The 22,441-nt window shown below is 70.1% G+C and carries 20 protein-coding genes and 1 tRNA gene; 7 read left to right on the top strand and 14 right to left on the bottom strand.

The annotated features are described in order from the left end of the window. Positions 1-134: 134 nt before the first annotated feature. The 7 genes from FNH05_RS09265 to FNH05_RS09235 all read right to left on the bottom strand — a co-directional run bounded on the left by FNH05_RS09265 (position 135) and on the right by FNH05_RS09235 (position 6,610). Complete coding sequence (locus FNH05_RS09265; protein ID WP_144586920.1) at positions 135-1,568, bottom strand: MBOAT family O-acyltransferase; 1,434 nt, start codon at positions 1,566-1,568, stop codon at positions 135-137. 150 nt (positions 1,569-1,718) lie between these two features. Then, positions 1,719-2,675, bottom strand: coding sequence for a 23S rRNA (guanosine(2251)-2'-O)-methyltransferase RlmB (gene rlmB / locus FNH05_RS09260; RefSeq protein ID WP_144586919.1), 957 nt, complete (start codon positions 2,673-2,675; stop codon positions 1,719-1,721). Between the two features lie 6 nt (positions 2,676-2,681). Further along, positions 2,682-4,073, bottom strand: a complete 1,392-nt coding sequence (gene cysS / locus FNH05_RS09255) for a cysteine--tRNA ligase (RefSeq protein ID WP_144586918.1) — start codon at positions 4,071-4,073, stop codon at positions 2,682-2,684. 34 nt (positions 4,074-4,107) lie between these two features. Continuing rightward, complete coding sequence (locus tag FNH05_RS09250) at positions 4,108-4,794, bottom strand: HAD family hydrolase (RefSeq protein ID WP_144586917.1); 687 nt, start codon at positions 4,792-4,794, stop codon at positions 4,108-4,110. A gap of 96 nt (positions 4,795-4,890) precedes the next feature. Beyond that, positions 4,891-5,361: a 2-C-methyl-D-erythritol 2,4-cyclodiphosphate synthase gene (gene ispF, locus FNH05_RS09245; RefSeq protein WP_144586916.1), complete on the bottom strand. Its 471-nt coding sequence runs from the start codon at positions 5,359-5,361 to the stop codon at positions 4,891-4,893. Then, on the bottom strand, positions 5,358-6,023 hold the full coding sequence (locus tag FNH05_RS09240; RefSeq protein ID WP_144586915.1) for an IspD/TarI family cytidylyltransferase: 666 nt from the start codon (positions 6,021-6,023) through the stop codon (positions 5,358-5,360). The genes ispF and FNH05_RS09240 overlap by 4 nt, the downstream gene beginning before the upstream one ends. 95 nt (positions 6,024-6,118) lie before the next feature. Then, positions 6,119-6,610 carry a CarD family transcriptional regulator gene (locus FNH05_RS09235; RefSeq protein ID WP_144586914.1) on the bottom strand — a complete coding sequence of 164 codons (492 nt, stop codon included), beginning with the start codon at positions 6,608-6,610 and terminating at the stop codon, positions 6,119-6,121. 273 nt (positions 6,611-6,883) lie between these two features. Between FNH05_RS09235 and FNH05_RS09230 the strand changes: the two genes are divergently transcribed. Together FNH05_RS09230 and radA are read left to right on the top strand one after the other, a co-directional pair. Continuing rightward, a complete protein-coding gene (locus FNH05_RS09230) occupies positions 6,884-7,468 on the top strand; it encodes a copper chaperone PCu(A)C domain-containing protein (RefSeq protein WP_144586913.1) in 585 nt (194 codons plus the stop codon). Positions 7,469-7,522: 54 nt separating this feature from the next. Continuing rightward, positions 7,523-8,881: a DNA repair protein RadA gene (gene radA / locus FNH05_RS09225; RefSeq protein ID WP_144586912.1), complete on the top strand. Its 1,359-nt coding sequence runs from the start codon at positions 7,523-7,525 to the stop codon at positions 8,879-8,881. Positions 8,882-8,938: 57 nt separating this feature from the next. On the opposite strand, the gene otsB is transcribed toward radA, so the two are convergent. From otsB to FNH05_RS09205, 4 genes are all read right to left on the bottom strand, one after another. Continuing rightward, positions 8,939-11,470 (bottom strand): trehalose-phosphatase, encoded by a 2,532-nt coding sequence (otsB, locus tag FNH05_RS09220; RefSeq protein ID WP_186382461.1) that lies wholly within the window; start codon positions 11,468-11,470, stop codon positions 8,939-8,941. A 49-nt stretch (positions 11,471-11,519) separates the two neighbouring features. Continuing rightward, positions 11,520-12,998 carry an alpha,alpha-trehalose-phosphate synthase (UDP-forming) gene (locus FNH05_RS09215; protein ID WP_246127627.1) on the bottom strand — a complete coding sequence of 493 codons (1,479 nt, stop codon included), beginning with the start codon at positions 12,996-12,998 and terminating at the stop codon, positions 11,520-11,522. Positions 12,999-13,052: 54 nt separating this feature from the next. Further along, positions 13,053-14,573 carry a threonine/serine exporter family protein gene (locus FNH05_RS09210; protein ID WP_144586909.1) on the bottom strand — a complete coding sequence of 507 codons (1,521 nt, stop codon included), beginning with the start codon at positions 14,571-14,573 and terminating at the stop codon, positions 13,053-13,055. A 127-nt stretch (positions 14,574-14,700) separates the two neighbouring features. Further along, the gene (locus FNH05_RS09205) at positions 14,701-15,138 is read right to left on the bottom strand and encodes a MarR family winged helix-turn-helix transcriptional regulator (protein ID WP_144586908.1); all 438 of its coding nucleotides are present in this window, start codon (positions 15,136-15,138) and stop codon (positions 14,701-14,703) included. 212 nt (positions 15,139-15,350) lie between these two features. Here FNH05_RS09205 and FNH05_RS09200 point away from each other — a divergent pair. The 5 genes from FNH05_RS09200 to FNH05_RS09180 all read left to right on the top strand — a co-directional run bounded on the left by FNH05_RS09200 (position 15,351) and on the right by FNH05_RS09180 (position 19,398). Then, a tRNA-Thr gene (locus tag FNH05_RS09200) sits at positions 15,351-15,426 on the top strand. 169 nt (positions 15,427-15,595) lie between these two features. Then, positions 15,596-15,853 carry a hypothetical protein gene (locus FNH05_RS09195; RefSeq protein ID WP_144586907.1) on the top strand — a complete coding sequence of 86 codons (258 nt, stop codon included), beginning with the start codon at positions 15,596-15,598 and terminating at the stop codon, positions 15,851-15,853. A gap of 293 nt (positions 15,854-16,146) precedes the next feature. After that, positions 16,147-17,163, top strand: coding sequence for a WD40 repeat domain-containing protein (locus FNH05_RS09190; RefSeq protein ID WP_144586906.1), 1,017 nt, complete (start codon positions 16,147-16,149; stop codon positions 17,161-17,163). Positions 17,164-17,290: 127 nt separating this feature from the next. Next, positions 17,291-18,481, top strand: a complete 1,191-nt coding sequence (locus FNH05_RS09185) for an NAD(P)/FAD-dependent oxidoreductase (RefSeq protein WP_144586905.1) — start codon at positions 17,291-17,293, stop codon at positions 18,479-18,481. After that, on the top strand, positions 18,478-19,398 hold the full coding sequence (locus FNH05_RS09180) for a sigma-70 family RNA polymerase sigma factor (protein ID WP_144586904.1): 921 nt from the start codon (positions 18,478-18,480) through the stop codon (positions 19,396-19,398). Before FNH05_RS09185 ends, FNH05_RS09180 begins: the two co-directional genes overlap by 4 nt. Positions 19,399-19,482: 84 nt before the next feature. Here the strand turns inward: FNH05_RS09180 and FNH05_RS09175 are convergent, their stop codons facing one another. The 3 genes from FNH05_RS09175 to FNH05_RS09165 form a co-directional block, all read right to left on the bottom strand. Then, positions 19,483-20,451: a hypothetical protein gene (locus FNH05_RS09175; protein WP_144586903.1), complete on the bottom strand. Its 969-nt coding sequence runs from the start codon at positions 20,449-20,451 to the stop codon at positions 19,483-19,485. A gap of 80 nt (positions 20,452-20,531) precedes the next feature. Further along, a complete protein-coding gene (locus FNH05_RS09170; protein WP_144586902.1) occupies positions 20,532-21,824 on the bottom strand; it encodes an RNA polymerase sigma factor in 1,293 nt (430 codons plus the stop codon). 15 nt (positions 21,825-21,839) lie between these two features. Further along, entirely contained in the window at positions 21,840-22,259 is a 420-nt protein-coding gene (locus FNH05_RS09165; protein WP_144586901.1) for a YciI family protein, read from the bottom strand. Positions 22,260-22,441 lie beyond the last annotated feature (182 nt).

Genomic DNA, 22,441 nt, shown 5'->3' with positions numbered 1-22,441 from the left:
GGGCATCACGGTGGCCCGTCGCTCAGGCCGTCTCCAGGCCGTCAGGGGTGAGAAACCGCGAGAACTGTCGAGACCGATCAGTGCAGGTCAGAGGCGGTTTTGTTCAAGATCGCCGAGCTCGTACCCTGCGCCCGTCAGAACTGGTAGTACAAGAACGGGCTGAAGGTGCCGTTGGCGACGAGGATGGCGGCGTAGGCCAGGCCCGCGGTCATGATGCCGACGCGCAGGCCGGTGGCGGCGCGGCCGCGTGAGGACTCGAGCAGCGGGCCGGTGACCGGGTGTGCGGGCAGCAGCACGACGATCAGCGCGGCCAGCAGGATCACCAGCCGCTGGTTGGTGAGCGCCGCGTTGACGACGTCGGTGAGGCCGGAGAAGTCGGGCAGGAACAGGTGCCCGATCATGGTCAGCGCGTGGCCGATGTCGGGGGAGCGGAAGAACACCCAGCCGACCACGACGAGCACGAGGGTGAGGGTCCGGCGGGCGATCCGTGCGGGGCGGCGTGCGGGGGTCTCATCGAGGCGGAAGGCGCGTTCGACGATCAGCAGCGCGCCGTGGTAGCAGCCCCACACCAGGAACGTCCAGTTCGCGCCGTGCCAGAAACCGGTCAGTACGAAGACGATGCACAGGTTGCGGTAGGTCTTCGCCGCGCCCCGCCGGTTGCCGCCGAGCGGGATGTAGACGTAGTCGCGGAACCAGCGGGACAGCGACATGTGCCAGCGGCGCCAGAACTCGGTGACGGTGACCGAAGAGTAGGGGCGGGCGAAGTTCTCCGGCAGCCGGAACCCGAGCATGCGGCCGAGGCCGATCGCCATGTCGGAGTAGCCGGAGAAGTCGAAGTACAGCTGCAGCGTGTAACCCACGGCGCCGAGCCAGGCGATGCCGAAGGACATGGTGCCGTTCGGGGTGCCGAAACACGCCTCGACCATCGGGTTCAGCGAGTCCGCGACGATCGTCTTCTTGCACAGGCCGAGCGCGAACCGGGGGAAACCGGCCGCGATGTCGTCGATTCGGTGCGAACGCGTCTGGGGCAGCTGGTCGGCGATCTCCCGGTACCGCACGATCGGCCCGGCCACCAGCTGCGGGAACATCGCGATGTAGGTCACGAACGAAACGGGATTCCGCAACGCGGGCCGCTCACCCCGGTGGATGTCGACCACGTACGAAATGTGGTGGAACGTGAAGAACGAGATTCCGATCGGCAGCGCCAGGTGCACGACGGGAAAGTCACCGCCGAACAGCTTCGCGAAGAAGTCCAGCTGTTCGGTGGCGAATCCGGCGTACTTCCAGATCACCAGTATCGCCACGTCGAAACAGATCACAGCGATCAGCAGCTTGCGCCGCTGTTTCGGCTTCATCCCCCAGGCGGTGGGCTCCAGTGCCCGGCCGACCAGGAAGTTCACCACCATGCAGGTAAGCAGCAGCAGGGTGAACGCCCCGGCGCCGCTGGCGTAGAAGAACAGGCTGGCCACCGCGATGATGCCGTTGCGCCACGTCCTGGGCAGCACCAGCAGAGCGAGCAGCAATGCCGGCATGAAATACCACAGGAAAAGTGGTGAAACGAACGACATCGGTGCGCGGGCCCCCCATCAGGATCAGCGCACTGACCTTAACCGACCGTGCCGCCGCCCCGGCCGGATATCGACAAGCCCGCGAGGAACGGCCGGTGTCAGGGGGTTTTGCCGGGGCGACCGGTGTCCGAGGCCGCCCCAGCGGGTGTCCTAGACGCGACCCGCCTGCCGCCGCCGCCGGGCGACCTCGGCGAGCAGGACGGCCGCGGCCACGGAGGCGTTGAGGGACTCGACACCGGCGGCCATCGGGATGGACACCGTCACGTCGCAGGTCTCCCGCACCAGCCGGGACAGACCGCGGCCCTCGGAACCGACCACGATCACGAGCGGATCGGCCGCGAGGTTCAGGCCGTCGATGTCGACCGAACCGTCGGCGTCCAGGCCGGCGATCATCATGCCGTCGTCCGCCCACGCCTTGAGCTGGCGGGTCAGGTTGGTGGCCACCGCGATCGGCAGCTTCGCCGCGGTGCCCGCGCTGGTCCGCCACGCCACCGCCGTGATGCCCGCGCTGCGGCGCGCGGGCAGCAGCACGCCGTGCGCACCGAAGGCGGCCGCGGACCGCACCACCGCGCCGAGGTTGCGCGGGTCGGTCACGCCGTCCAGCGCCACCAGCAGCGGCGGCTCCCCGGAGTCGCGAGCGGTGGCGAGCAGGTCGTCGGGGTGCACGTACTCGAACGGGGGCACCTGCAGTCCGAGGCCCTGGTGCACCGCGCGGTTGGTCTTGCGGTCCAGCTCCTCACGCGGGATCTCCAGGATCGAGATGCCGCGGTCGGCGGCGAGCTGCACGGCCTCGTTGACCCGGTCGTCCGCGTCGATGTTCAGCGCGACGAACAGGCTCGTGCCGGGCACACCGGCGCGCAGCGCCTCGACCACCGGGTTGCGCCCGGCGATCACTTCGGGGCCCTCGTTCTTGCGTTCCCGGCTCCGCTCGGCCTTGGCCGCCGCGGCGGCACGCCGCTGTGCGGGGTGGCCGGGGCGCATCTCGGCGCGCGGCGTCGGGCCCTTGCCTTCCAGCGCCTTGCGCCGCTGGCCGCCGGAACCCTTGACGGCACCCTTCTTCGAGCCGGGATTGCGGATCGCACCCCGGCGCTTCGAATTTCCAGCCATGATCTTCTAAGCGTCCTTTACGGTCCACAACGGACCATCTGGAGTGTCTTCGACCGTGATTCCGGCCTTGAGCAGCCGATCTCGCACCGCGTCGGCACGGGCGAAATCGCGTGCCGCGCGGGCTTGTTGGCGTTCGGCCAGCATGTCGTCGACCAGATCGGTCAGCGCCTGCCTGGCCGGTGTCTCGGCGCCGGCGCCCTCCGCCCATTCGGGGGCGAGCGGGTCCAGGCCGAGCACACCCATCATGGCCCGCACCGAACCCGCGGCCGTCCGAGCGGTCTCGTCCTGCCCGGCGTCCAGTGCCGTGTTGCCCTCGCGGACCACGTTGTGCACGGCGGCGATCGCCGCCGGGGTGGCGAGGTCGTCGTCCATCGCGGCCACGAACTCCGGCGCGAGTTCGCCCTGGCCGACCACACCCGACCGGCCGCCCGCCCGCCGCAGGAACTGTTCGATCCGGCGGTAGCCCTGGGCGGCCTCCGACAGGGCGCCGTCGGAGTACTCGATGGTCGAGCGGTAGTGCGGCTGGACGAGGTAGTAGCGCAGCTCGACGGCCCGGTAGTCGCGCAGCATCGCCTCGATGGAGACCACGTTGCCCAGCGACTTCGACATCTTCTCGCCGGAGAGGGTCACCCAGGCGTTGTGCAGCCAGAACCGGGCGAACGGGTCGCCCGCGGCCATCGACTGGGCGCGCTCGTTCTCGTGGTGCGGGAACACCAGGTCCACCCCGCCGCCGTGGATGTCGAACTCGGCGCCGAGGTACGCGGTCGCCATCGCGGAGCATTCGAGATGCCAGCCGGGACGCCCGGGGCCCCAGGGCGTCGGCCACGACGGCTCGCCCGGTTTCGCGCTCTTCCAGAGCGTGAAGTCGCGGGGGTCGCGCTTGCCTTCGCCAAGGCTCTCGCCCTGCTGGACCTCGTCGAGCTTCTGGCGGGACAGGGCGCCGTAACCGTCGAACGTGGCCACCGAGAAGTACACGTCGCCGCCGGCCGCGTAGGCGTGCCCGGCGTCGATGAGGCGCTGCATGAGCTCCACCATCTGACTGACATGACCGGTGGCGCGCGGCGCGATCGACGGGGGGAGGCAGCCCAGCGCGGTGTAGGCGTCTTCGAAGGCGCGTTCGTGCTGGAAGGCCCACTCCCACCACGGCCTGCCGTGGTCCGCGGCCTTGGTGAGGATCTTGTCGTCGATGTCGGTCACGTTGCGCACGAACAGCACGTCTAGTCCACTGTGGACGAGCCAGCGGCGCAGCACGTCGTAGTTCAGCGCGCCGCGGACGTGCCCGATGTGCGGGATGCCCTGCACGGTCGCCCCACACACGTACACGGACGCCGTTCCACTACGGGCGGGATGGAACTCCCGCACGCTCCGGGTCGCGGTGTCGTAGAGGTGAAGGGCCACCCTGAAATGGTACGGGGCTCGCCAGGGAGAGGCGTTACAGCACCCCGTGCTCGCGCAGAACGGTCAGCAGGCCGTCCACCCGCACGTCCGTCGGCGCCGGGTCGACCAGGGCGAAAGCACACCCCAGCTCCCGGGCCCCGCCGTCGGCCTCCTCGCTGTCCCCGATCATCAGGGCCTCGCCGGGGGCCACCCCGAGGCGGTCGAGCAGGATCCCGAAGATCGCCGGATCGGGTTTGATCGCGCCCTCCTCGTAGGAGAGCACGAACTCGTCGACGTGCTGGTCGAGGCCGTGCAGACCGAACGCGGGGCGGATGTCGAAGGCGATGTTGCTGAGCACCCCGACCTTCGCACCCCCGGCCGCGACGCCCTTCAGCGCGGCCGCCGTGTCCGGATAGGGCGTCCACTCGCCCGGGTCGACCAGTCGCCGGTACAGGGCCTCGGCCTGCTCGGGCCGGGACAGGCCCGACTTCCGGAGCACCTCGAGATAGATCTTGCGGTGCAGGTCCGGATCGAGGTCCCGGTTGTCCCAGGCGTGCTGGTACTCCTCGTCCAGTTCCACGACCGTGCCGCTCGGGGCGGTCATGCGGCGCATGAGCTCGGTCTGCGCCTCGATGTCGAGCGGTTCACCATCACCGTCGGTGAGATCGCTCAGCCAGGTCTCGTCCTGCTCCAGCCGGAACAGCGTGCCGGAAAAGTCGAACATCACGGCTCGAATCGCCACGGTCCCAGGTTATCGGGAACGAGGTGCCGGGTGTGGCCTAAGTGATGTTCGGCTCGCTGCCCGGTCATTCGGCCGGTCAGGCCGGTACACGATTCGCTAAGCGTCCGCGGGGAGCAGCAGGGCGGTGGCGATCGCGGCCACGCCTTCCCCGCGGCCGGTGAGCCCCAGGCCGTCGGTGGTGGTACCGCTCACGCTGACCGGCCCGCCCGCGGCCTCGCTCAGCACCGCCTGAGCTTCCGCGCGCCGGGTGCCGACCCGGGGTGCGTTGCCGATGACCTGGACCGAGGCGTTGCCGAGCCGCCAGCCCTCGGCCGTGATCAGCCGCCGGGTCTCGGCCAGGAACTCGCCGCCGTGCGCGCCCGACCAGCGCGGATCGCTCGTGCCGAACACCCCGCCGAGATCGCCGAGGCCGGCCGCCGACAGCATCGCGTCACAGAGCGCGTGGGCGACCACGTCCCCGTCCGAGTGCCCGGCGCATCCGGGCACTCCCTCCCAGTACAGCCCGGCGATCCAGCATTCACGGCCCTCTTCGACGGGGTGGACGTCCACCCCGGTGCCGACCCTCAAGCTCGCTCCTCGAGTAGTAACGCTTCCGCGACCGCCAGATCGAAGGGCGTCGCGAGCCGGATCGCGTGGGGATGCCCGGCGACGGTCCGCACGGTAGCGGGCGGGTCGGCCAGGGGATCGAGGCCGCGCTCACCTGCGTCGCGGAGCACGGATTCGGTGAAACCGAAGGGAGTCTGGACCGTGCGCAGGCGCGAGCGGTCCTCCGTCGTGACGACCACGCCCTCGCCGTCGACAAGTTTGACGGTGTCTGTGACGGGTAACACGGGGGCGGCTGCCTCCGCCCCTCGCAAGACCGCGTCGACCACCGCGCGCACGGTGACGGGCGGAACGAACGGCCTGGCCGCGTCGTGCACCAGGATGGCGTCGTGGGGTGCGCCCCCGGCGTCGAACGAGTCGAGGGCGTCCAACGCGAGCCGGATCGATTCGGCGCGGTCGGCGCCACAGGGAAGTACCCGGCACCGCTGCCGGGCGCCGGGTATCTTCCCCACGATCTCGGAGCAGGCTTCGAGCCCGCGCGCCGAGGCGGCGACGACCACGCGATCCACACAACCCGCTTCGAACAGACCCCGCAGGGTGTGTGCGAGTAGTGGCTCGCCATGGACGCGGACAAGAATGTCCGGCCCCTCGGTATCGGAGATGACCAGTGCGGCGATCTTTGTCATGTCACCGGTGAACCTACGGGCACGTTCACCGGGCCGCCCACGCGGCCACCCTGCCGAGTGCGCCCGGACACGAGCCGTGCGCAACCGGGGTGACGCTAAACCGCCGCGGTTTCCAGCACCTCGTCGAGGAGCGTCTCCGCCTTGCCCTCGTCGGTGCCCTCGGCGAGGGCAAGCTCACTCACCAGAATCTGCCGGGCCTTGGCCAGCATCCGCTTCTCACCAGCGGAAAGGCCACGGTCCTTCTCTCGCCGCCAGAGGTCGCGCACCACTTCGGCCACCTTGTTCACATCGCCCGAGGCGAGCTTCTCGAGGTTGGCCTTGTACCGACGAGACCAGTTCGTGGGCTCTTCGGTGTGCGGAGCACGCAGCACGTCGAAAACGCGGTTCAGGCCATCCTGGCCGACGACGTCCCGGACACCGACGATCTCGGCGTTATCCGCGGGGACGCGAACCGTAAGATCCCCCTGCGCGACCTTGAGGACGAGGTACTGCCTCTCCTCACCCTTGATCACGCGGGTTTCGATGGCTTCGATGAGTGCGGCACCGTGGTGCGGGTAGACGACGGTCTCTCCGACCTTGAAAACCATGTGTCCTCTGCCCCTTTCGCTGCCTCCATGGTAGCACGTTGCGAGGGAACCCACCTAGTGGGCTGAGATCGTCCTCGCAGGTCAGGGCCCTGTCGGGAGGGTCGAGGGGGTTGACAAATCCATTTTTGGCGTGCTCATGCAGGTCCTTCGCCGATTGCTCGGAAGTCCACTGTGGACAGCTCCGGGGCCACAATGCCACCGGGTGCCGGGGTGCGTTCGGCGCCGGGTTACTCTGCCCACTGGTAAGGCGGGCTCTAGGAGGGACTGAAGACCGTGAGGCTGCAGAATCGTCGTGTGCTCACCACGGGCGTACTGGGCGCGGGTGCCGCCCTGGTGCTCGCCGGGTGCGGTGCGGGTCAGATCACTCAGACCGACACCATGCCGCCCGCGGTCAACGGCGCCTCCGTCAAGGCCGGCGCCATCTCCGTGCGCAACGCCGCCGTCGTGAACAACAACCAGTGCCTGCAGGCCTACGCCTCCGGCTCCAACGCGCCGCTGACGCTGACCATCGCCAACGACGGCAACCAGGCCGACGAACTCCTCTCCGTCACCTCGACCGGTGCCTCCGGGGCGACCGTCTCGGGTGACAAGACGATCGCCGGCGTGAGCCGCGTCGTGGTCGGCCAGGCGAACCAGGCCGAGTCCGCCGCCTCCGCGAGCGCCACCCCCAGCACCGCGCCCGGCGTCGGCAGCGCCTCGATCGTGCTGCAGGGCCTGAAGGCGCCGCTGTGGCCGGGCCAGCTGATCCCGGTCACCTTCACCTTCCGCAACGCCGGGACGGTGAACGCCGATCTGCCGATCGCCGCCCCCACCAAGACCCTCACCTGCGAGACCACGGTCGAGAAGCCCCACGGCTGACGGGGCCGGGGCGGCCACGGAAACTGTCGGTGGCTGCCGCTAACGTCTCCAGCCGTGGTCAAGAAGGGCATCAGCTACCGCTGCGCCGAATGCGGGTACGAGGCCGCGAAATGGGTCGGACGGTGCCCGGAATGCCAGGCATGGGGCACCGTCGAGGAACGGGGCGACGCGCGCCCGGCGATCGCCAGGGTCGCCGCGGGGGCGCCCAGCGCCCCGGCCAGGCCGATCGCGCAGGTCGATCTCGAGGCGGCCAGGGCCCGGCCCACCGGCGTGTCCGAACTCGACCGGGTGCTGGGCGGCGGACTGGTGCCCGGAGCCGTCGTCCTGCTGGCCGGTGAGCCCGGGGTCGGCAAGTCCACCCTGCTGCTCGAAGTGGCCTACCAGTGGGCCGCGGGCGAGCGGGGCGCGGCGCTGTACGTCACGGGCGAGGAGTCGGCTGGCCAGGTCCGATTGCGTGCCGAGCGCACCGGAAACCTGCACGAACAAATGTTCCTGGCCGCCGAGAGCGATCTTTCGGCCATCCTCGGCCACGTGGACGCGGTGCGGCCGGGGGTGCTGATCGTCGACTCCGTGCAGACCATGGCCTCTCCGCAGGCCGAGGGCGCGCCCGGCGGGGTCACCCAGGTCCGCGCGGTGACCGCGGGCCTGGTCGCGCTCGCCAAGGAACGCAACCTCCCGATCGTCCTCGTCGGCCACGTCACCAAGGACGGGTCCGTGGCGGGCCCGCGTGTGCTGGAGCACCTCGTCGACGTGGTCCTGCACTTCGAGGGCGATCGGCATTCCACCCTGCGCCTGATCCGCGGGGTGAAGAACCGGTTCGGCGCGGCCGACGAGATCGGCTGCTTCGAATTGCGCGACGACGGCATCGTGGGCGTCCCCGATCCGTCGGGCCTGTTCCTGAACCGGCATGCCGAGGCCGTCCCGGGAACGGCCGTCACGGTCACCGTGGAGGGCAAGCGGCCGCTGCTGTGCGAGGTGCAGGCCCTGGTGTCCAAGAGCAGCCTGCCGCAGCCGAGGCGGGCGGTGAGCGGCCTGGACGCGGCGCGCGTCGGCATGGTGCTGGCGGTACTGGAGAAGCGTGCCGGAGTGCGGTTCGGCGAGCAGGACGTCTACGCCGCGACGGTCGGCGGGATGAAGGTGACCGAGCCCGCCGTCGATCTGGCGGTGATCCTCGCCATCTCGTCCTCGCTGAGCGACGTGGCGCTTTCGCCGCGACTGGTCGCGGTCGGGGAGGTCGGGCTCGCGGGCGAGATCCGGCGGGTCACCGGGGTCGGGCGCAGGCTGGCGGAGGCGGCCCGGCTCGGGTTCACGCACGCCATCGTCCCGCCGGATCCCGGCAAGCTGCCCGACGGCATCCGGGTGCTCGAGGTGGGCAACGTCGCGGACGCGCTCCACGCCGCCCACCGGGCCTGATCCGGCTGGTTCCCGCTGTGCTCCGGGAGGTCGTCCCGGAGCACAGCGGGACGCTGCCTACTGTTGGGCCAGGAGTTTGGCGCAGCGGATGAGGCCGATGTGGGAGTAGGCCTGGGGGTGGTTGCCCAGGGATCGTTCGGCGATCGGGTCGTACTGTTCGGGCAGCAGTCCGGTGGGGCCGGCGGCGTCCACCATCTGTTCGAACAGTTCCTCGGCCTCGGTGCGCCGTCCGGTGAGCAGGTAGGCCTCGATGAGCCACGCCGCGCACAGGTGGAAGCCACCCTCGTCGCCGGGCAGCCCGTCGTCGCGCCGGTAGCGGTACACGGTCGACCCGCTGCGCAGTTCGGCTTCGATCGCGGTCACGGTGGACTGGAACCGGTCGTCTGAGGGGTCGAGCAGCCCCGTGAGCCCGACGAACAGCGAGGCCGCGTCGAGGTCGGTGCCGTCGTAGGCGGTGGTGAAGGCCTGCACCTCCTCGTTCCAGCCGTTCTCGAGCACGTCTCGGGCGATCGTGTCGCGCAGTCCGTGCCAGCCCTCCGGGATTTCGCGCTCGTAGATCTCGCCGAGCTTGATCGCGCGGTCGATGGTCACCCAGCACATGACGCGCGAGTACACCCGGTGCCGGGGGACGTGCCGTTCCTCCCAGATGCCGTGGTCGGCCTCGTACCACCGGCGCGTGACCGCTTCGGCCATCGCGCGCACCAGTTCCCAGTCCTGGTCCCGGAGGTCGCCTCGTACCTCGGCCACCGAGCAGACCAGCTCGACGACGGGGCCGAACACGTCCAGCTGCACCTGGTGGTTGGCGAGGTTGCCCACCCGGACGGGGCGGGAACCGGCGTAGCCGGGCAGCGTGTCGATGACGGCTTCGGCGCCGAGCGGGGTGCCCGCCAGCGTGTACAGCGGGTGCAGGCGCTCGGGCCCGGCGAGGGTGCCGAGCACGCCGTGCAGCCACTGCAGGTAGCCGTCGGCCTCGGTGAGCGAGCCCAAACCGACCAGCTCGCGCACGGTCATCGCGGCGTCGCGGATCCAGCAGTACCGGTAGTCCCAGTTGCGGACCCCACCGATCTCCTCGGGCAGCGAGGAGGTGGCCGCGGCCAGCACGCCACCGGTGTCGCTGTTGCACAGCCCGCGCAGCGTCAGCGCGGAGCGCAGCACCAGATCGGCCTCCACGCCGGGCAGTTTCAGCCCGGCGGCCCATTCGCTCCAGTACCTGCCCGCCCTGGCCCTCCGGTCCACTTCGGACAGCTCGTGCGGGTGCAGGTCGTCGGTGCCGCAGCGGAGTTCGAGCACCACCGGCGAATCGGCGGTCGGCTGCACGATAGCGGTGGCGGTGTCGTGGAGACCGTCGTTGCTGATCTCCCATTCCACGCCGGGAGCCCGCAGGACGTACGGTTCCGAGGTGCCCACGACGCGCAGGCCGTCTGCCTCGCGCACCAGGTTCACCGGGACCGCGCCGAACTCCGGCCGTGGCGCGAACATCACCGAGGCCATCGCCGTTCCCGAGATCACCCGGACCAGATCGGTGCGGTGGGCGGGACCGTGCGGTTCCAGGTAGTCGGTGACCAGCAGGCGGGACCAGCGGGTCTCGACGGTCATGGTGTTGGGCAGGTAGCGCTGGCCGAGGGGCAGGCCGCCCTTGTGCGGGCCGATCGAGAAGTGCCCGGCGGCGGTGCCGCCCAGCAGGTCGGCGAACACCGCGGGCGCGTCCGGCCCGGGGTGGCACAGCCAGGTGAGCCGTGCGTCGGGGGTGATCAGCGCGACGGACCGTTCGTTGGCGAGCAGGGACAGCCGCTCGATGGGCGGGGCCTGTTCGCCGTAGAGCCAGTTGCGCCGCTCTTCGAGCAGGAACGCCAGCACGGTGGCGACGTCCTCGGTGCCGTCCACGCGGTAGTCCGCCAGGGACTCCCCGTCGCCGACCTTGATGCCGAGGTCGGGACCGGACAGCCGCGCGAACACCTTCTCGTCGGTGACGTCGTCGCCGAGGAACACCGCCGCGGTCGCCCCGACCTGGTGGCGCAGCGTGTCCAGCGCCCTGCCCTTGTCGGTCTGCACGACGGCGAGTTCGACGACCTCCTTGCCGTCGGTGGTGGAGACACCGGCCCAGCGGCACGGTCCATTGTGGACCTCGTCGAGGATGCGGCGCGCGTCCTCGCGATCGGCGCGGCGGACGTGCACCGCGATGCTGGCCGGTTTGACCTCCAGCTGCGCGCCGGGCACGTCCCGTACCAGCTCTTCGAGTTCGTGCTCGAGACGGCGGTGCAGATCGCGGGCTTCGGCGTCGAGCGCGTGCACGAAACCGAGATCGAATTCGGAACCGTGGCTGCCGACCAGGTGCACCTCGGACGGAAGGCGGGACAGGATCGCCAGATCCCGCAGCGCCCGCCCGGAAATCACCGCCGCGGTGGTCTCATGCAGTCCGGCCAGCGAACGGAGCGCACCCACCGACTCGGGCAGCGGGCGCGCCTCGTCCGGGTTGGTCACGATCGGAGCCAGCGTCCCGTCGTAGTCGCACGCGACCAACAGTCGCGGCGTGCGGGCGATCTGCACGATCGCGCGCCGCAGCTCGGCGGGCAGGGACTCGGCGGTCAACACTCCTCCTTAAGGAGCTCAAAGCGTCAATGAGGGACAGTCGGCTGATTCAGGAAGCCGGTTCGGACCCGAGCGCCTCGAGGAACGAACGTGCCCACCGGTCTACGTCGTGGGTGAGGACCTGGCGGCGCAAAGCACGCATCCTACGCCGGCCCTCGGCAGGGTCGAGCGTAATGGCAGCCTCCAACGCGTTCTTCACCCCGTCGAGGTCGTGGGGGTTGACCAGGAACGCGCTGGTCAGTTCGGCGGCCGCACCGGCGAACTCGGACAGCACGAGAGCGCCGCCGAGGTCGTGACGGCAGGCGACGTACTCCTTGCAGACCAGGTTCATCCCATCTCGCAGTGGTGTCACGACCATGACGTCGGCCGCGGAGTAGAACGCGGCCAGTTCGGTCCGGCTCACCGACTGGTGCAGATAATGCACCACAGGCCGGCCAACGCGCGCGAATTCCCCGTTGATTCTCCCGACCATCTGCTCGATGTCGCTGCGCATGCGCTGGTAGTGCTCGACCCGTTCCCTGCTGGGCGTGGCAAGTTGCACGAAAGTCACGTCCTCGGGCCGGATCCGGCCTTCGTGCAGCAGTTCGTGCAGCGCCTGCAACCGCAGGTCGATGCCCTTGGTGTAGTCGAGACGGTCCACGCCGAGCAGCACCGTGCGGGGATTGCCCAGATCGCGGCGGATCTCGGCGGCGCGCTCACTCACCTGTTTCGTGCGAGCGAGCCCGTCCAGACCGGCCGCGTCGATCGAGATGGGGAAGGCGCCCACCCGCACGGTGCGGTTGCCGACCTGCATCATGCCGGGCCGGGACCGGACGCCGACCGCACCGCGGCTCGGCTCCAGCCCGACCAGGGTGCGCGCCAGCCACAGGAAGTTCTGCGCCCCACCCGGCCGGTGGAACCCGACCAGATCGGCCCCGATCAGCCCCCGCACGATCTCGGCGCGCCAGGGCAGTTGCATGAACAACTCGACCGGCGGGAACGGGATGTGCAGGAAGAAACCGATGCGCAGGTCGGGACGCAGTTCCCGGAGCATGCTCGGCACCAGTTGCAACTGGTAGTCCTGAACCCACACGGTGGCGCCCTCGGCCGCGACGCTCGCGCTGGCCTCGGCGAACCGGCGGTTGACCTTGACGTAGCTTTCCCACCAGCGCCGCTCGAACACCGGCGGGGCCACCACGTCGTGGTAGAGCGGCCAGAGCGTGGCGTTGGAGAAACCCTCGTAGTAGTCGCGGACCTCGTCGCCGCTCAGTGTCACCGGGTAGAGCACCAGGCCGTCGTCGGCGAAGGGATCGACCTCGACCCCCGGCACGCCGGGCCAGCCGACCCAGGCGCCCTTGCGGGAGCGCAGGAAGGGCTCCAGTGCGGACACCAGGCCGCCGGGACTCGCGGTCCAGCGCTGAGTGCCGTCTGAGGACCGGTCGAGGTCGACGGGAAGCCGGTTGGCGACGACGACGAAATCGGCCGAAGCCTTCCCGATACCTGGTTCGCTCACGCTAGCTGCTCCCTCGCTCGTCGGGCGCGGCACCATGAACACTATCTCGTCGCCATGCGGCAAGATCGACCGCGCGGTGGCTCCAACCGATTACTCCAGGCGACGTTGCGACGGCCGCAGGGGCCCGGCCAGCCGGGGACCGGACAGCTTCCGTTCGAGCCGGCCGAGGCCGCTGCGGACCGGCTGGGCGAGGTACTCGCCGAGCACCACGCCCGCGGCCAGCGCGAGGCCGATCGCGACCGCCTTCATCAGGGTGGAGATGTTGCCGTTCGCCTGGGTAGCCAGTTCGTAGAGGCCACGGTACGTGGACAAACCGGGCAGCAGGGGCGTGATCCCCGAAACCGCGACGACGAGAGGCGTCACCCTCAGCCGTCGTGACAGCACCCCGCCGCAGAAGCCGACGAGGGTCGCGGCGACCGCCGAGGAGCTGATGGGGTCGAACCCGGCGAACACCAGCCCGCCGTACACCCCCGCGCCGATCGCCCCGGCGGCCCCGGCCACCAGCAGGGACCGCAGCGTGGAATAGCTGGCGAGCGCGAAGCAGGCGGCGGCCGCGGCACCGGCCGCGGTGACCACGGGCAGGCCGAGCGCCGTCTGCGCGGGCAGTTCCGGGACCACCTGGCCGAATCCGAGCACCTTGGCCGCGTTCAGGGCGAGGGCGACGCCGGTGATGAGTCCGGCACTCATCAACCCGGTTTCCATGGTGCGGCCGGCCGCGGTGACGTTGTAGCCGGTGATGGCGTCCTGGACCGCCGAGACGGTGGACAGCCCGGACAGCAGCACGGTGATCGCGGCCGAGGCGACCAGCGTGGAGAACTTGGTGGGTACCAGACCGGTCTCCACCGCGAGGGTGGCCAGTCCCGTGGCCACGAACCCGCCGAGGACCTGCTGGAAGAAGAACGGCAGGGCGTACTTGTTGAGCTGGCGGCCGAGGCGGTCGACCAGTGCGGAGATGACGAGCGCGCCGAGCGCCACGTCCAGGCCGCCGCCGATGATCAGGGTGACGAAGAAGGCCATGCCGCCCCAGGCCAGCGTGGCGACCCAGCGCGGGTATGGGTGCGGTGCCCGGGTGATCCGGTCCAGTTCGGCGTAGGCCTCTTCGGCACTGAGGTTGCCGCGGTTGATCTGCTGCACCAGCATTTCGGTCGCCGACAGCCGTGTGTAGTCGAGGCCGCGGGAGCGGACCACACGCAGGGCGGTGACGGGGGCCATGCCGGTGCTGCGGTGACAGGTGACGGTGATCGACGTGAAGATGACGTCGACCTCGCAGTGCGGAAGGCCGAGCGCCGAAGTGAGCGACAGGATGGTCGCGGTGACGTCCGAAGCGCCGGCGCCGCTGGCCATCTGCACCTCGCCGATCCGCAGGACCAGGTCGAGGACGAAGTTGACGGTGGCGTCGTCGGGAACCGACGGGCCGTGTTCGCTGCCGGTGGCCGGGGCGGGCCGCTCCCCGGTGGGTGCTTCGAGAATCTGCCAGGCCCGCCGTCGCGGACCGGGGGCGCGCCTGCGCCGTTGGGCCCGCTGGTCGTTCGGGTCCCACGGCGGTGCGTCGAGAATGTGCCAGCCACGTCGCCGGGTGATCGGGACCCGGACGTGCTGGTTGTCCTCCATCGGACCTCCACCTCCTTAAGGAAAAGCTCCCGGTGAGCATCGTCGCGCGCCCGCCCGGCGTTGCAAGAAAGCAACCGTGGCGTGCGCCACTTTGTCGAAGATCAACTAACGTGGCTGGAGCCGGCCGTCAGGGCAGGTTCCCGGCGAGGGTCCGCAGGGCGCGCAGGAAGGACCGGCGGTCCTCCGGGGGGAGCCGGTCGAGAAGATCGTCTTCCCGCTGCCGGATTTCCGCCTGCGCCTTCAGTGCCTTCTCCCGGCCTTCGACGGTAGCCGCGAGCAGCCGTACCCGCCGGTCGGCGGGATCCGGCCGTCGTTCGATCAACCCGCGCTGCTGAAGGTCGTCGAGTACCGGGATGAGTCGCGTCTTGTCCGCCCGGATCCGTTCGGCGAGGGCGCTTTGGGTGCGGAGCGGTCCTTCGGCGAGCGCCGTCAGGACGGTGTAGGCCCACGGGGCGAGGCCGTGCTCGCGCACGATCGGTTCCTCGAGCCGGGTCAGGGCGCGTCCTAGCGGGACGACCATCGCGGCGAGATCGGGTCGGTCGGGCTCGGTGGATGCTGTGTTCATGCTGATCGTAAGCACCAGCTTACCATTACAATCCGCGATCACGCTGGATGATGATCTGTGCTGGTCAGCACGTTGGAAACGTGGTTGCGCGGACGCTGCCGGTCTCGGGTTCGTAACAGTCCGTGATGGATGGGTGTCGATGGACTCCGACCGGTCATCCCGTGGCGCGGGGAGGCCCGCCCGGCTCGGTGGATATGATGTGCGCGGCCCATGCCGACATAGCTCAGTTGGTAGAGCAGCTGTCTTGTAAACAGCAGGTCAGGGGTTCGAGTCCCCTTGTCGGCTCCAACCCGACCAGGGAGTTTCCCGTAGAGGATTGCTCCCTGGCCGGGGCCAGTCTCAGTTTCCGTCTCAGTTGCCCTCGTCAGGCGGGTACGGGCGGCCTCCGGCCGTCGTCGCCGCCGTTGTCTTGGCCTTGCCAGAGCAGCCCGCCGAGCTGGGTCGCGATGTTCCGCCGGTGAACGTCCTCGGGCCGCCTCACAGCGAGAAGACGATCGAGCCGCTCGCCCGCGAATTCGCCTCCTGGCTGCGCAAGTCCGGCGGCAACGTCGCCGACGCCGAGTTGCGGCGCCGCGTGCTGCTGATGGTCACCGAAGGGCGCAACGGCCACGGCTGGGCCGAAAACGAGGTCGCGGCGGGGCGGAGAGCGCTTTCCTGTCGGTCGCTTGAGTCATGCGGCAAGTTCAGGTTTGAGTTGGTTCGCGACGGCGGCTGAGGAGACCGGGGGCTTGGCGGGCGCTGTCAGCGGGTGGGCCCTGATGGCGCCGAGCCAGTGTTGTCGTGTCATAAGAAACTCATCGACCGCCGCTACCGTGACCGGACGAGCTTAGGTGGCCGCATCGCGCGTGGGCGGCCAGCAGGAACCTGGGAGGACCGAAGGTGGCCGATCCGCGACCACAAGCACCACAGCCAGGCCCCGTTGGCGAGGGGGTGCAGGAGCGCGGACCAGAGCAGTCTGGCCATGTCGGCGGCATCCCGCCCAGAAGGTCCTGGAAGACGGGTGTGGTCATGGGTGTCGTCGCCGCGCTGGTCGGCCTCGGCGGCGGGGTCGCGCTGACCCTGGCGAGCGGCAGCAGCACACCCTCGGCCAGCGATCAGCAGGTCGGCGCGCCGCTCACCGGCCACACCGACGAAGTCGCGAGCGTGGCGTTCAGCCCGGACGGCCGCACCCTGGCCACCGCAAGCTATGACAGGACGGTGCGGCTGTGGGACGTGGCCAGCCATCAGCAGGTCGGCGCGCCGCTGACCGGCCACACCCAATCCGTCATAAGCGTGGCGTTCAGCCCGGACGGCCGCACCCTGGCGACCGCGAGCAACGACAGGACGGTGCGGCTGTGGGACGTGGCCAGCCATCAGCAGGTCGGCCAGCCGCTCAAAAGCCCCACCGACGTCGTCAATAGCGTGGCGTTCAGCCCCGACGGCCGCACCCTGGCCACCGCAAGCCTTTACCAGACTGCGCGGCTGTGGGACGTGGCCAGCCATCAGCAGGTCGGCCAGCCGCTCACCAACCCCAACGACACCATCATCACCAGCCCCACCTACGTCGTCAATAGCGTGGCGTTCAGCCCGGACGGCCGCACCCTGGCCACCGCGAGCAACGACAGGACGGTGCGGCTGTGGGACGTGGCCAGCCATCAGCAGGTCGGCCAGCCGCTCACTGGCCACACCGACGAAGTCGCGAGCGTGGCGTTCAGCCCGGACGGCCGCACCCTGGCCACCGCGAGCAACGACAGGACGGTGCGGCTGTGGGACGTGGCCAGCCATCAGCAGGTCGGCCAGCCGCTCACTGGCCACACCGACGCCGTCAATAGCGTGGCGTTCAGCCCGGACGGCCGCACCCTAGCCACCGCAAGCAACGACAGGACGGTGCGGCTGTGGGACGTGCCCAGCCATCAGCAGGTCGGCGCGCCGCTCACCGGCCACACCCACATGGTCTGGAGCGTGGCGTTCAGCCCCGACGGCCGCACCCTGGCCTCCGGGGGCTTCGACACTGCGATGCTGTGGGATGTGACCAGCCGCCGCTGACCAACTGCCACACCGGCCAACAGCCGACAACGGCCCCTCCGGCGTGGCCGCAACCGATCCTGGTTGCCCGCGCAGTGGTGTGCACCACGTTCTGTTATGCGTCGGCACCCGGCCGTGTCTCGGGGGCATGACCGATCAGACTCGCACCATCGCCAAGGTCGTCGTCATCGGCGGCGGCTACTCGGGCACCATCGCGGCCAACCGCCTGCGGAAGCGCGCCGACGTCGATGTCACCCTCGTCAACCCGCGCCCGAGGTTCGTCCAGCGTCTTCGGCTGCACCAGTTCGTGGCCGGTACCGGCGAGGCCACCGCCGACTACGATGCGCTGCTTGCGGACGGCGTGCGGCTGGTCGTCGACGAGGCCATCCGCATCGACACCGCCGCACGGACCGTTCGGCTGGCCTCGGGGGACGCACTCCGCTACGACTACGTCATCTACGCGGTCGGCAGCACCGCGGCGACGCCTTCGTCGGTACCGGGCGCGGCCGAATTCTCCTACCCCATAGCCGAATGGGAGCACGCTCAGCGGCTCCGCGCGGCTCTCGGCGAGCTCGCGCCGGAGGCACCGGTCACGGTCGTGGGCGGCGGGCTCACCGGGATCGAGACGGCCGCCGAGCTGACCGAACAGGGTTACCGCGTCACCTTGGTGTGCGGTGGCGAACTGGCTCCGACCTTCTCGGCGCGGGGACGGCGCTTCGTGGCAAAGTGGCTGGCCGGACACGGGGTCGAGGTGATCGAGAACGTGCGGGTGGCCGAGGTCCTCCGGAAGGGCGCGGTGCTGGCCGACGGCACGACGCTGCCCGGCGCGGTCACGATCTGGACCGCCGGGTTCGGCGTGCCGGAACTGGCCGCGAGCAGCGGGCTGCGCACCGACGCGCTCGGGCGGCTCCTCACCGACGAGACGCTGACCAGCATCGACGACGAACGCGTCTTGGCGGCCGGCGACGCCGCCGCACCGTCGAACCGGCCACTGCGGATGAGCTGTCAGGCCGCCGGACCCCTCGGCGCGATAGCCGCGGAGACCGTGCTCAGCCGCATCGACGGCGCCGAGCCTGCCAGGCTGGACACGGCGTTCCTGGGATCCAACGTCAGCCTCGGCCGGAAGGCCGGAATAACCCAGATCGCCCGCAAGGACGACACGGCGGTGGGCTTCTACGTCGGCGGCCGAATCGGTGCGCCGATCAAGGAGGCGGCCACCAAGGGCACGCTGTGGGGGATCCGCCGCGAAGCCCGCAAGCCCGGCTCGTTGGTCTGGTTCAAGGGCGGCAGGCGGCCCGAGCAGGCGACCTTCGCACCCGGGAAGGCCGGGAAACGGTGACCGCCCTCAACGAGCACGCCGAGCGCTTCACCCTGCTGCGGCCGCTGCTGTTCACGATCGCCTACGAAATCCTCGGCTCCGCAACGGAATCCGACGACGTGTTGCAGGACAGCTACCTGCGCTGGTCGCGGGTGGACCTCGCCAGGGTGCGCGACACCAAGTCGTACCTGGCACAACTGGTCACCCGGCAGGCGCTCAACGCGCTACGGGCCAGGGCGGGCCGCCGCGAGGACTACGTCGGCCCGTGGCTGCCCGAGCCGCTGCTGCTCACCGATCGCGACGCCTCGGCCGACATCGTGCTCGCCGAGTCGGTTTCGATGGGAATGCTCGTCCTGCTCGAAACGCTCACCCCCGACGAGCGGGCGGTGTTCGTCCTGCGCGAGGTGTTCGGCTTCGACTATGGCGAAATCGGCGCGGCGGTGGGCAAATCCGTGGTCGCGGTGCGCCAGATGGCTTACCGCGCCCGGAGGCACGTGCAGGCGCGGCGCAGGCGGTTCGGGCCCGCCGACGCCGCCCGGACGGCGGAAGTCACCGAACGGTTCCTGACGGCGGCGGCCACCGGGGACCTGGAAGGCCTGCTGTCGATGCTCGCCCCCGACGTAACCTGGACCACAGACAGCGGCGGCAAGGTCATCGCGATGCGCCCGCTGGAGATGACGGGCGCGGAACGGGTGGCCGCGGTTCTCCTGGCACTGTTCGGTGCGTTCCGGAGCAGACCGGACGTGCGGATCGAGCCGGTGGACTGCAACAGCGAACCCGCGATGGCCATCTACACCGGCGATCACCTCGAAGCCGTCTTCCTGCTGGAGATCGTCGACGGCGTGGTCAGCCACGGCTACGGCATCCGCAACCCGGACAAGCTGGCGGCCTTCGGCACCCCGCGCACCATCACCCGGACGGACACCGCACCCCGGTAGACCGCAGAATTCACGCGGATCCGCGGCCGTGGACATGCGAGGGGGAGTCGATGCCGCCGAACCGGGAGGTGGTCATGGAGACGCTCACGGACACTCGGTGGCCTGCGGCAGGGGCTTGCTCGGATCGAACATGCCAGGGCCGGTGACGACGGGGCCTGACTCGGTGGGGGCGGTGGTTTCCTCGGGGTAGAGCATCGGGGCGAGCTGGTTCTTCCGTATTGCCTTGCAGGCGGCGGCGTAGAAGACCCCTTCGGCCCGGCCGGGCCAGACCCCGATGCTCGTCTTCTCGTACCCTGGCGCCGCCGCGGAGACCACCACGTAGTCGATCTCCTGGCGGAGGAAGGGCTCGATGTCACTGGGGCCGTCGATCTTCTTGCCGCCGGGGTCGAACGCGTAGGCGACCACGAAACTCGCGTGCACCGTCAGCTTTCCGGGATCGCCCGGCCTTGTGGTGAGACTGCCGGTCATCCTCGGCGACACGGGCAGCAGCCGGAATCCGTCGGCCACCAAGATGACCGAGGAACCCGCCCGCAAACCCTCGGGTGTGACCTCCCAGCGGGCCGCATCGGGCGCGATCGAGGCCGCGAAGTGGTCCGGCCTGTGGTCGGCGATGACCTCCCGGTCCAGGAAGGACGCGACGATGGTCCGTTTCACCGCCTCCACCGCGTCGGCGGTTTCGCTGGGCGAGAAGGTGCCGACCTGTGCAGCAGGCGGGGTGGTGAGTCCGGCGATGCCCTCGGACCAGTTCTGCGCCGCAGTGTGCTCGAAGGGCTTCGCCAGGTCCACGCGCCCCCGGTCCGGTAGTCCCTTCGGACCCTCTTGCCGGTCGGCGAGATAGCCCCGGTACGCCGGGATTCCCCAGTAGTACACGAGGGCCCCGCCGCCGACCGCGACGGCCACCACGGCCGCCAGCGCGACGAAACGCCGCCGCCGTCGCGCACGGCGCCGCTGTGCCGGCAGGTCCACCCACGCCTCCTGCTGGGCGTAGCGCCGCCAGTCCGGATCCCGCAGTGCGGGAGGTTCCTCGGGCGGGGCGAAGGCGTTGTCGTCCACTTTGGCCGCTTTCTACTAGGTAGCTCCTCCGGCAATCGGCGGCTGAAGGGGATCGTTACGACTGGCGGCCGTGTCGGCTGTCACGATCCGTCAAGGTCGGCGAGTTTGCGCTCCAGCACGGCTCGCTCGCGGTCGTTGCCGCACAACCGCACGGCGAGTTCCAGTTCGGCGCGGGCTTCGTCGGTGCGTCCGAGACGGGTGAGCAGTTCACCGCGGACGGTCGGGAGAAGGTGCGAGTCAGGCAGCGACGCGGTGGCCGCCAGTTCGTCCACGATCGGCAGCGCCGCGGCCGGGCCCCGGGCCATGGAGACCGCCACCGCGCGGTTGAGGTCCACCACCGGTGACGGGGCGAGCCTGCCGAGCGCCTCGTAGAGGAGCACGATGCGCTCCCAGTCCGTCTCACCGACCGAGGCGGCCACGGCATGGCATTCGGCGATCGCCGCCTGCAGGCCGTAGGCGCCAAGGCCCCGTCCGGCCTGTCCGGCGCGAGCGAGGGCCGCTCGACCCCGGCGGATCGCGGCACGGTCCCAGCGGCGGCGGTTCTGGTGCTCCAGCAGCACCGGCTCGCCGTCCGGCCCGACGCGGGCGGGAAAGCGCGCCGCGGTCAGTTCGAGCAGCGCCAGCAGGCCGTGGACCTCGGCCTCGCCCGGCACCAGCCGGGTCAGCACCCGCGCCAGGCGCAGTGCTTCGCTCGTCAGATCGAGCCGGATCAGCTCCTCGCCGGTACTGGCCGAGGAGCCTTCGGTGAAGATCAGGTAGACCACGTTGAGCACCGAACCGAGCCGGTCGGTCCGCTCCTCGGGAGGCGGCACCGCGAACGGCACCCTGGCCGCGCCGAGGGTCTTCTTCGCGCGGGTGATCCTGGCCTGCACGGTGGCGGTCGGCACGAGGAACGCCCTGGCGATCTCGTCGCTGGTCAGACCGCCGACCACGCGCAGGGTGAGTGCCACCCTCGCCTCCCGGGACAGCACGGGATGGCAGGAGACGAACATCAACGTGAGCAGGTCGTCGTCGATCTGGTCGGGGTCCCACAGCACGTCCTCCGCCTCCCGGGCCGGATCGGTGGGCTCACTCCCGGAGAAGATGCCGCCCTCGCCCAGGTCATGGGCGAAGGCGGCATATCTCGCGTCGAGCGCGGAACGACGGCGGAACGCGTCGATCGCACGGCGCCGGCCCACGGTGAGCAGCCATCCCGCGGGGTTGCGGGGCACGCCGTCGCGCGGCCAGGTCACCAGCGCTTCGGCCAGTGCCTCCTGGGCGAGGTCCTCGGCCAGCGCGAAGTCGCCGGTGTACCGGGCGAGCGCGCCGACGATCCGGGCGGACTCGATCCGCCAGACCGCTGCGACGGCCTCACGGCCGGTGTGATCCGCCATCGGAAACCGATCCCCTCAGAGCTGGCCGTTGGCCTCGCGCCACGCCCGTTCCTTCTGGATCCACTCGTTGTCCTGCGGGAACTCGTCGATGGTGGTGACGCGGCGGATCTCCGTCTTGAACCCCGCGCCCGTGACCGGCGACCGCTTGGCCCACTCGATCGCCTCCTCCTTCGACGCGACGCTGAGGATGTAGAACCCGCCGAACAGCTCCTTGGTCTCCCCGTACGGACCGTCGGTGACCACCGGCGGCTCGGAGGAGTAGTCGACGACCACCCCTTCGGCGGCGTCGGCGAGGCCCTCCGCGGCGAGCAGCACGCCGGCGCGGATCATCTCCTCGTTGTACTTGCCGATGGTCGCGAGCATCTCGTTGAAGTCGACCTCCCCCATCTTGGCGAAGGCCTCGTCGGTGGCGCGCATGATCAGCATGTACTTCATGGTCGGTACTCCCTGTCTCCGGGTCCGCTCTCCGGACCCTCTCGCCCTGAGGTCGAACGGGATGTGCCGCGGATCGACACACACCCGCAAGATCTTTCCCGACCCGACCGCTTCCGGCGGGAATAGGGCGCGGTGGGGGCGTGTTGTGATGAGCGGTCGGTGCGGTCCGTGTCCCCCGGGCC

It is taken from the genome of Amycolatopsis rhizosphaerae (genome assembly GCF_007713715.1).
Taxonomy (GTDB): Bacteria; Actinomycetota; Actinomycetes; order Mycobacteriales; family Pseudonocardiaceae; genus Amycolatopsis_E; species Amycolatopsis_E rhizosphaerae.
The sequence above is the reverse complement of the archived record's forward strand: the minus strand, read 5'-3'. Positions and strand labels throughout refer to the sequence as shown.